Below are 7,354 nucleotides of genomic sequence, written 5' to 3' on the forward strand. Positions count from 1 at the left end.
CAGGTCACCCCAGCCGGTCAACAGCGCCCGCTTGGCCGCCGGGTCCAGCACGCGCACCTTGGTCAGCAGCTCGATCCCGCTCATGTCCGGCATCCACAGGTCGGCCAGCACCAGCGCCACCTGCCCACCTCGCGCCTTGACCCGCTCCAGCACCCCGAGCGCGGCCGCCCCCGACCCTTCGCAGATCACCTCGTAGTCGGCTCCATAGCGCTTGCGCAGCTCTGTCTCGATGCTGCTGCGCGCAGCCGGCTCGTCATCAACCGCCAGCAACACCGGTCGCAACATGGCCAGGACTCCCATTCACCGTCCCCACGGTCGCCACCCTATCGGGAGGCCGCGGGGTTCGGCGCCCGTTCGGTAGGCGCGCTGGAAGGACCGGGCGTTCCAGGCCGACCAGCAGCTCTACGCGGGTGAGCTCCGCCTTGACGCCCCGGCGCTGGCCGGCGCGGCAGACACCGTGCGAGCGGCGATCCGGGACCGCTCGCCTGCCCTGGCCCGTTCGGCACCCAGTGGACGTACGAGACCGACGGCCGAGGCCGGTTCCGCCGGTACCAGGACGCCAACGACCTCCCGACCGCTCTCGTGCCACTGTGGGGACTGTGCGCACCCGAGGTGCTGGGCGAGACCGGCCGCGCGGGGCGCGTGCTCGAACGCCTCCTTGCCGTGGCCGCGCCGGACGGTCTCCTCCCCGAGACCTACGACTCGGACACCGGTGCCTGGCTGGCCCGCCACTGGTTCGCCTGGCCGAGCGCGGTCCTCGCCGCCCTCGCCCTCGGCCCCGCAGATCTGGCGGAGCAGAAGGTGCGACCATGAGACACGACCGTCAGGAATGGCCTCTTGTGCGTGGCTGTCTCCTCTGTTGAGATCAGCAGGTCAGGCTGCGTCGGCAGGGAGAGGAGGCGGCCCATGGCCGCGACGCGAAGCCCCCAGGAGGTCTTCGACCATCACGCGCAGGCGCTGGGAGCCGAGGACCTGGACGAGATCGTCGCCGACTACAGCGACGACGCCATCTTCATCACCCCATCCGGCGTGCTCCGCGGCAAGGACAGCATCCGCCAGGCATTCACCAAGCTCCTCGGCGAGATCCCGCAGGCCGCCTGGGACCTCAAGACCACCCTCTTCGAGGACGACATCCTGTTCCTGGAGTGGAGCGCCGAGGGCGGCGGCAACCGCATCGAGGACGGCATCGACACCTTCGTCTTCCGCGACGGCCTCATCCGGGTCCAGACCGTCCGCTACACCTTGCAGCCCGCTTCCTGAAAGAAGGGATAGGGATGCGGCAGGATATCGAGTTCGACGCCGAAGGGGTGACGCTGCGGGGCTGGCTGTATCTGCCCGATGGGGTTACCGGCCCGGTTCCCACGGTCGTCATGGCCCACGGCTTCTCCGCCGTCAAGGAGATGTTCCTGGACAGCTTCGCCGAGGCGTTCGCTGCCGGCGGGCTGGGAGCGCTGGTGTTCGACAACCGCAACTTCGGCGCCAGCGACGGCGAACCGCGCCAGGAGATCGACCCGTGGGCCCAGGTGCGCGATTATCGCCATGCGATTACCTGGGCGCAGACCCGCTCGGAGGTCGACCCCGACCGCATCGGCGTGTGGGGAACGAGCTACAGCGGCGGCCACGTGCTGGTGGTCGGAGCGATCGACCGGCGCGTCAAGTGTGTTGTCTCCCAGGTGCCGCTGGTCAGCGGCTACCGGAACATCCAGCGGCTCGTCCGCCAGGACTTCATGGCCCCCAACCGCGCGGCCATGGAGCAGGACCGTGCCGCCCGCTACCGCGGCGAGCCGCCCGCGATGGTCCCCGTCGTCGACCCCGACCCCATGGCCGTCTCGGCCCTGCCCACCCCCGACTCCTGGGAGTGGTTCAGCGAGGCGGGCAAGAGCCGCGCGCCGGCGTGGCAGAACGAGGTCACGCTACGAACCGTCGAGATGCTGATGGAGTACGAGCCCAGCGCCTACCTGGAGCGCATCAGCCCCACCCCACTGCTGATGGTCGTCGCCGCGCTCGACCACCTCACCCCGACCGACCTCGCGCTGGAGGCCTACCAGCGGGCGCGCGAGCCGAAGAAGCTGGTGCTGCTGCCCGACGCCCACTTCGACGCCTACGTCAAGGGCTTCGACGCGGCCAGCGGCGCCGCCCGCGACTGGTTCCTGGAGCATTTGTCAGGTCGAGCGACTACCTAAAGTCTGGCCAGCGGGGCCCGGCTGGAGCGGTGTCTTCCAGCTCCGCCAGCGCGTAGCTGAGCGCCTCTACCATCGCCATGCTCCGACCGAGACGCTCCTCCTCGGCGAGCGCCTGATCTCCCAGAGCCTCTCCTACTCGGCGTCGGCAGGCGCTCACCTCGCCGGAGAGGACCCTTCCCCGGGCCGCCTCGCCCAGCGCCTCCTCGAGCTCCTGGCAGGCCCCGAAGAGCCTGGCGGCAGGACGGGGCCGACCCTCGGCCTCGCGCACCAGGGCCACCATCTCCAGGGTCTGCACGACCCACGCCCGGGCGGCGAGGTCGCGCAGGTGGCCGATCAGCTCTCGAAGCGTCGCTCGCGGCTGTCGGCCGGAGAGGAGGGCCGTCTCACCGGCTCGGGTGAGCGCCATGACGAGGAATCCCAGAGCCGGAAGGCGGCGGGCCACCATCACGGCTTCCTTCGCCAGGAGCTGGGCCCGGTCCGTCTCACCGGCCAGGGCGGCAAGAGGCGCCAGGGCCGCCATGCCGTGGACGCGCAACAGCTCGGCAGCCCCTCCTCCCTGGGCGAGCTTGAAGACCTGCTCGAAGTGCTCCTGCGCCTGGCGCTGATCGTCGGCGGCCATCGCCATCCAGCCCAGGGCGTGGTGGCACCACCCCGCCGACAGGGGGGCGTCCATCGCCTCGAATGCCTGGAGGGCGGCGGTCAACAGGGGCTCCGCCTCCTCCGGCCTTCCGCGGGAGATGGCCAGCTCGCCGAGGAAGTAGCGGGCCCGGGCCGCTTCCTTGGCCATTCCCGTCTCCTCGGCAAGACCGAGGGCGTGCCGGAGCACCTCCTCCCCCCGCTGCACCGTCGTTCGGCCGGAACGGGGAAGCAGGAATCCCGAGCCGATGAGCGCCTCCAGCCGCTCGGGGCCGAGCGTGCTCGCCGGCCCGGCCAGCACCCGCTCCAGCCAGTCGGAGCCCTCCAGCGGCCGTGTCCACCACCAGTACCGCCACAGGGCGGCAGCCAGTTGCACGGCCGCCTCGTCGTCCCCCTGAGCGATCGACCACTCCAGAGCGGTCCGGAAGCTGTCCTCGTCCGCATGGACCTGCCGTATCCACTCCCCACTCGACCACTTGCGGGTCGGCTCGACTGGGTCCTCGTGTGTCGACGCCAGGGCGAGGAAGAAATCTCGGTGCCGTCGGCGAACCCAGTCTGGCTCTCCCGCCTCGGCCAGCTTGGCCGACCCGTACTCCCGGACGGTCTCGAGGAGGCGGTAGCGCACGTTGACGCCTTCGCTGTCGACCACCACCAGGGACTTGTCGACCAGGTGGGAGAGGAGGTCGAGGACCTCGAGCTCTACCGACGAAGCGGAACCCTCCTGCTGCCCCACCACCGCCTCCGCCGCCTCGAGGTCGAAGCTGCCCGGAAAGACAGCCAGGCGGCGCAGGGCGACCTGCTCGGCGGTGGGGAGCAGGTCGTAGCTCCAGTCCATCGTCGCCGTCAGCGTCTGGTGCCGGGGCACAGCAGTGCGGATCCCTCCGGTGAGCAGCCGGAAGCGCTGATCCAGTCGCCGGGCCAGGTCCTGGGCGCCGAGGACCCGGATGCGGGCGGCGGCGAGCTCGAGGGCCAGGGGGATGCCGTCGAGGCGCCGGCAGATCTGGGTGACGGCGGCGGCGTTGGCCTGGCTCGGACCGAAGCCGGGCTGGGCCCTTCTTGCCCGCTCGCAGAAGAGGGCCACGGCGTCAGAGCCCGACAGATCCTCCACGCTGGTCGACTCGGCGGCGGGGAGGGAGAGGGGGGGCACCCGCCAGGCCACCTCGCCCGGCAGTCCCAGGATCTCCCGGCTGGTGGCCAGGACGGTGACGCCTGGGCAGCTGGGCAGCAGCATGTGAACCAGTTCGGCGGCCGCCTCGATGACGTGCTCGCAGTTGTCGAGGACGATGAGGGTCCGCTTGGGCTGGAGGTACTCGGAGAGCCGGTCCACGAGCACCTCCGCGGTTCCACCTGGGCCGGTGGCCAGCACGCCCAGGGCACCGGCCACCATGGAGGCCACGAGCGCCGCATCGGGCAACCGGCCCAGCTCGACCAGAACGACGCCGTCCGGGAAATCCTCCTGGACACCGGCCGCCACCTCCAGGGCGAGGCGGGTCTTCCCGCCTCCTCCAACCCCGGTCAACGTCACGAGGCGGGACTCGTCGAGCAGGCCACGGACCTCCTTGATCTCCTTGGCCCGTCCGACGAAGGAGGTGACGGCGGCGGGAAGGGTGTGCCGCCGGCCGGGGGAGCGTAGGGGTGGAAAGGCGGAGGGGAGGCCGGGATCGGCAACCTGGAACACCCGCTCGGCCCGGGAGAGGTCGGCCAGGCGATGGTCGCCCAGGTCGAGCAGCGCGACGCCGACCGGGAGGTGGTCTCGGGCGAGATCGGCGGCGGCCTGCGAGCAGAGCACCTGGCCGCCCCAGCCGAGGGACAGGAGACGGGCGGTCCGGTTGAGGGTGGGCCCGACGTAATTGCCTCCCCGGGGCTCGGCGGCGCCGGCGTGGATCGCCATGCGCACCCGCAGGGGTATCGGCGATCTCCACTCCTCCTCGAGAAGGGCGCGCTGGACGCCCAGCGCCGCCGTGAGCGCGGCCGAGGCCGTGGGGAAGGCGGCGCACAGGCCGTCTCCGGTGTTGGCGAACACCCGGCCCTGGGCTTCCTCCACGGCGCCCAGCACGATCTCGTCGTGACGGGCCAGGTCTTCCGCCATTGCCTCCTCGTCGCCCTCCCACCGATGCGAGCTGGCCTCGATGTCGGTGAAGAGAAAGACCACCGTGTCGCCCGGGCGGGTCGTTCCGGAGGGCCGCGTTGCTTGTCCCGCCGGCCTCACCGGCTCTGGTGGGCGGGATCCCTCGAGCTCGGGGCGTTGGAGGAGGATCTGCTGCTCGAGCTGGCGGAGGGAAGGCGTGGGCTCCAGGCCGAGTTCCTCACGAAGGATCTTCCTGATCCGCCGGTAGGCGCTCAGGGCGTCGGCCTGGCGGCCGAGCCGGTAGAGGGCCACCATGATCTGCCCCCAGGCCCGCTCCCGTAGTGGGTGCTCGGCGACGTGAGGCTCCAGGCGGGCCAGCCCCTGGGCGGGATGGCCGAGTGCCAGTTCGGCCTCGGCCAGCTCCTCGACGGCGGCGAGGCGGGCCTCCTCCAGCCGGCTGGCCTCGAGGCGGGCGAAGCGCCGATCGGCGAGGTCAGCGAGGGCTGGGCCCCGCCACAGGGCCAGGGCCCGCTCCAGGGCATCGGTGGCGGCCTCAGGCTCGCCTCGCTCGACGGCCTCCCGGCCTCGGGCGAGCAGCTCCTCGAAACGGTTCGCGTCCACCTGGGCCGGATCCCCTTCAAGGACATAGCCCGGCTCCCGGCCTCGCAGGCGGCTTCCCGCCTCCGGCCAGAGGTCGGAGAGGCTCCGCCGGAGACGGGACACCAGGCTCTGGACACTGGCGCTGGCGCTGGCCGGGAGCCGCTCGCCCCAGAGCTCCTCGATGATCGCGTCGAGGGGAACCACGCGGTTGAGGTGGACGACGAGCATGGCCAGCAGCGCTCGCTGCTTGGGGCTTCCGACCATCGCCACCCGTCCGTCGGCGGCGACCTCGAACGCACCCAGCAGGTGGAACTCGAGAACCTGATGCTCCGCAGTTGAGAGCAGTTGGGTCCCCCCCTCCAGTGGCCGTGGCTGCAGCGTACGACATGCCCGTTCGTCCTGAACAGGGCAATGGGGAGCCGCGTCAGCGACGCGCAAGCCCGGCGTAAGGAGCGTCGCGCATCCTTCCCCTAGGCGTCGCCGCCGACTGGAGCATCCCCAGGAGAGGAGGACGAATGGACTCGACGACGGTCCTGTCGCAGGCCCGCTCAGCGCTGGAGGCGACCGCCAGGCGAACGGCCGGGCTCATCCGCTCCCTTCCCGATCTGGACGGGCGGATCCCGGGCTCTGCGTGGACCGTGCGCGAGGCCGCCGTCCACCTCGTGAACCACGCCGGGCTCCACACCGAGATCGCCGAGGGCCTCGCCTCCCCGATCGAACGTGTGGCCAGGGAGGCACTGGCGGCCGAGAACGCCGCCCGGATCGCCGACATCCCAGAGGCCGGCGCCGAAAAGGTCGCCTCCCTTCTCACCGACGCGGTGGCCGGGCTCCTTGAGGCCACCGCCAACCGCTCCGGCCACCAGCCGGTCCAGTTCCACGCTGGCGTGTCCCTCGACCTGGCTGCCCTTGTCTGCATCAGCCTCGGTGAGCAGCTCCTCCACGGCTACGACATCGCGACCGCCCTCGGTGCCCCGTGGCCCATCAGACCTGGTCATGCCGACCTCGTGATCCACGGGTACGGCCCCTACTACGAGAGCGTGGTGGATCCTGAAATGGCTCGCGGAGTCACGGCCAGCTTCGGCATCGACCTGCGTGGCGGCTCGTCCTTCGCGGTGCGGTTCAACGACGGTGCCTATCGGTTGGAACCGCCTCGCTCGGGGCCCGTCGACTCCACGATCTCGGCCGATCCAGTCGCGTTCCTCCTCATGTGGTCGGGTCGGATGACCCTTTGGGAGGCCATCGCCCTGAACCTCTATGTCGCCGACGGGCAGGACTCCAGGTTGGGTCTGCACTTCATGGAGCTCTTCGAATATCCATGACCAGAGCATCGGAAGGAGGAATCCAGGCAATTAGCCCCGCATGATCGAGCACCAGGAACTCCCATCGTCTGTCAGCGTCGGACCGGCAGGTTCCGGTCCAGCCGGCGGGCGGCGGGCTCCAGGAGGTGGACCATGGTGACCGGCACGAGAGCTCGCTCCTACGAAGAGATGGTGGACGCCCTCGCCGAGGAGGGCCTCCCGGCGCTGCAAGGTAAGCTGTCGGACCTCACTGCCCAGGACTGGGAGCGGCCCACCCTGCTGCGGCCACCCGATGCGGACAAGCCGCCGTGGACGGTGCTGCAGCTGGCCGCCCATTTCGACGTCTTCATGGGCCTGACCATGCCGCTGGTCGCCGAGCCCATGTCGGACCAGCCGGTGGTGGACCGGGCCAGCTTCTACATCTCGGTCTCTGACCGCAGCAAGGTCTCCCCGGTCATCTACCAGTACATCGTCGACCACGCCCAGGGCCACACCCCGGCCACCATCCGCGACCAGGTCGGGAAGACGTTCAAGCAAGCCCTGGAGGCGATCAGGACCACACCCCCCGA

General features: G+C 70.7%; 7 protein-coding genes. 5 read left to right on the forward strand and 2 right to left on the reverse strand.

What is annotated here, in order from left to right:
- Nucleotides 1-285 (reverse strand): response regulator (locus tag VF468_19105; GenBank protein ID HEX5880400.1); only part of this gene is annotated, 285 nt, incomplete at its 3' end.
- Nucleotides 286-582: 297 nt separating this feature from the next.
- Here VF468_19105 and VF468_19110 point away from each other — a divergent pair.
- The 3 genes from VF468_19110 (at nt 583) to VF468_19120 (ending at nt 2,183) form a co-directional block, all read left to right on the forward strand.
- Nucleotides 583-813, forward strand: a complete 231-nt coding sequence (locus VF468_19110; protein HEX5880401.1) for a hypothetical protein — start codon at nt 583-585, stop codon at nt 811-813.
- Nucleotides 814-906: 93 nt separating this feature from the next.
- Nucleotides 907-1,260: a nuclear transport factor 2 family protein gene (locus tag VF468_19115; GenBank protein ID HEX5880402.1), complete on the forward strand. Its 354-nt coding sequence runs from the start codon at nt 907-909 to the stop codon at nt 1,258-1,260.
- Between the two features lie 14 nt (nt 1,261-1,274).
- On the forward strand, nt 1,275-2,183 hold the full coding sequence (locus VF468_19120; protein HEX5880403.1) for an alpha/beta hydrolase: 909 nt from the start codon (nt 1,275-1,277) through the stop codon (nt 2,181-2,183).
- On the opposite strand, the gene VF468_19125 is transcribed toward VF468_19120, so the two are convergent.
- Nucleotides 2,176-5,751: a BTAD domain-containing putative transcriptional regulator gene (locus VF468_19125; protein ID HEX5880404.1), complete on the reverse strand. Its 3,576-nt coding sequence runs from the start codon at nt 5,749-5,751 to the stop codon at nt 2,176-2,178. The genes VF468_19120 and VF468_19125 overlap by 8 nt on opposite strands.
- Nucleotides 5,752-6,002: 251 nt before the next feature.
- Here VF468_19125 and VF468_19130 point away from each other — a divergent pair, with 251 nt between their 5' ends.
- Both VF468_19130 and VF468_19135 read left to right on the forward strand, forming a co-directional pair.
- Complete coding sequence (locus VF468_19130) at nt 6,003-6,806, forward strand: maleylpyruvate isomerase N-terminal domain-containing protein (protein ID HEX5880405.1); 804 nt, start codon at nt 6,003-6,005, stop codon at nt 6,804-6,806.
- Between the two features lie 132 nt (nt 6,807-6,938).
- Nucleotides 6,939-7,354 (forward strand): hypothetical protein (locus VF468_19135; GenBank protein HEX5880406.1); only part of this gene is annotated, 416 nt, incomplete at its 3' end.

The organism is Actinomycetota bacterium, assembly GCA_036280995.1.
GTDB lineage: Bacteria > Actinomycetota > CALGFH01 > CALGFH01 > CALGFH01 > CALGFH01.

What these genes read in the sequence shown, in the direction of transcription:
- VF468_19125 (HEX5880404.1), bottom strand. Translation starts at nt 5,751, where the DNA reads ATGGTCGGAAGCCCCAAGCAGCGAGCGCTGCTGGCCATGCTCGTCGTC.
- VF468_19115 (HEX5880402.1), top strand. Translation starts at nt 907, where the DNA reads ATGGCCGCGACGCGAAGCCCCCAGGAGGTCTTCGACCATCACGCGCAG.
- VF468_19120 (HEX5880403.1), top strand. Translation starts at nt 1,275, where the DNA reads ATGCGGCAGGATATCGAGTTCGACGCCGAAGGGGTGACGCTGCGGGGC.
- VF468_19130 (HEX5880405.1), top strand. Translation starts at nt 6,003, where the DNA reads ATGGACTCGACGACGGTCCTGTCGCAGGCCCGCTCAGCGCTGGAGGCG.